Raw genomic sequence first — 1,519 nt, 5'->3', positions numbered from 1 at the left:
TTTAGCTTAGATAACTCAACGACTATTAGAAAAAGGGCTGCCTAGGCAGCCCTTACTTTTTAATCTTCTCATTTGAACTACACTGTCTGCTGGCTGCATTCTGCTTTTTCTCATTAAGGAATCTATGAAATACTTACTGTCGCTTTTAACCTTATGCTGGTCATTATCGATCACCGCCGCACCTAAATCTGAATTGTGGAATTACTGGGATCAACATGACCAATCCAATCTACAAGAGGTCTCTCATCAAACTTGGCAACAACTGCTCGATAGCTACCTATCTCAACAAGGCATGCATACCGTTTTCGATTATGCCAATCTACAAGCCTCGGACCGAGAAAAATTACAAGCTTATATTGACACCCTGACAAGGCTAGATCCGAGAACGCTAAATAAGCAACAGCAGTACGCTTACTGGATCAACTTATATAACGCACTCACTGTCAAAGTAGTCATTGACCATTATCCTGTATCATCGATTACCAAGATTGGTGGCTGGTTTCGCTTTGGACCTTGGGATCTACCATTAATAGAAATCGCTAATCAAAAGCTGACTCTTAATGATATTGAGCATCGAATTTTGCGGCCTATCTGGCAAGACGCAAGAATTCATTATGTGGTCAATTGTGCCAGCCTTGGTTGTCCCAATCTCCAACCTGAAGCATTTACTGCAGATAATACTGAGCGTTTACTGGAACAGGCTGCTTATGAATTCATTAACAGCGATAAAGGCGTTAAGAGTAACCATCGACGTTTGATTCTATCATCTATTTATCAATGGTACGCTGAAGATTTTGGTTCACAAGATGAATTATTGGATCACCTTATTCGCTATCGTCCAAAGCTAGCTAATGATGAAAGAATAAAGCGAAGTTTTCGCTATGAATACGATTGGCAATTAAATCGTAAATAGCAAAAATCCTCTGTATTACTACAGAGGATTTTCAAATGAGTACCTGGCGATGTTCTACTCTCACATGGGGAGACCCCACACTACCATCGACGCTGTTTCGTTTCACTTCTGAGTTCGGCATGGAATCAGGTGGGTCCAAAACGCTATGGTCGCCAAGTGAATTTTTATAGCTGAAGCTATTGAATCACTGGTGCTGATACCCAGAATCGAACTGGGGACCTCATCCTTACCAAGGATGCGCTCTACCGCCTGAGCTATATCAGCAGATCTATTTTTAAACTGCTAGTTCGCTTATTATCAGCGCTAGAGTCACTTCTCAACATTATGGTTAAGAAGTTTAAATTGGTGCCTGGCGATGTTCTACTCTCACATGGGGAGACCCCACACTACCATCGACGCTGTTTCGTTTCACTGCTGAGTTCGGCATGGAATCAGGTGGGTCCAAAACGCTATGGTCGCCAAGCAAATTTGGTTAATTCGGAAAGCTGTTTTCATTCTCTACACATTCAATGCGCTCTATTGAGTCCACCAAAACCTCTTCGGTGTTGTATGGTTAAGCCTCACGGGCTATTAGTACAGGTTAGCTCAACGCCTCACAACGCTTAC

Annotated in this window: 1 protein-coding gene, 1 tRNA gene and 2 rRNA genes; 1 reads left to right on the top strand and 3 read right to left on the bottom strand. The window is 42.3% G+C overall.

Features of this window, described 5'->3' with window-relative positions; all coding sequences use genetic code 11:
- Positions 1–124: 124 nt before the first annotated feature.
- A complete protein-coding gene (locus B7C60_RS03955; protein ID WP_099610529.1) occupies positions 125–913 on the top strand; it encodes a DUF547 domain-containing protein in 789 nt (262 codons plus the stop codon).
- A 41-nt stretch (positions 914–954) separates the two neighbouring features.
- Here the strand turns inward: B7C60_RS03955 and rrf (B7C60_RS03950) are convergent.
- The 3 genes from rrf (B7C60_RS03950) to rrf (B7C60_RS03940) form a co-directional block, all read right to left on the bottom strand.
- Positions 955–1,070 (bottom strand): 5S ribosomal RNA (gene rrf, locus B7C60_RS03950).
- A gap of 31 nt (positions 1,071–1,101) precedes the next feature.
- Positions 1,102–1,177 (bottom strand) — tRNA-Thr (locus B7C60_RS03945).
- Positions 1,178–1,260: 83 nt separating this feature from the next.
- Positions 1,261–1,376, bottom strand: a 5S ribosomal RNA gene (gene rrf / locus B7C60_RS03940).
- Between the last annotated feature and the right edge of the window lie 143 nt (positions 1,377–1,519).

The sequence above is a fragment of the Vibrio fujianensis genome (genome assembly GCF_002749895.1).
Taxonomy (GTDB): domain Bacteria; phylum Pseudomonadota; class Gammaproteobacteria; order Enterobacterales; family Vibrionaceae; genus Vibrio; species Vibrio fujianensis.
Note: the sequence above shows the minus strand (reverse complement) of the source record. Positions and strands in the feature narration are given on the sequence as shown.

Bases quoted from the DNA above. Each gene is read 5' to 3' on its own strand.
- B7C60_RS03955 (WP_099610529.1), top strand. From the start codon at position 125: ATGAAATACTTACTGTCGCTTTTAACCTTATGCTGGTCATTATCGATC.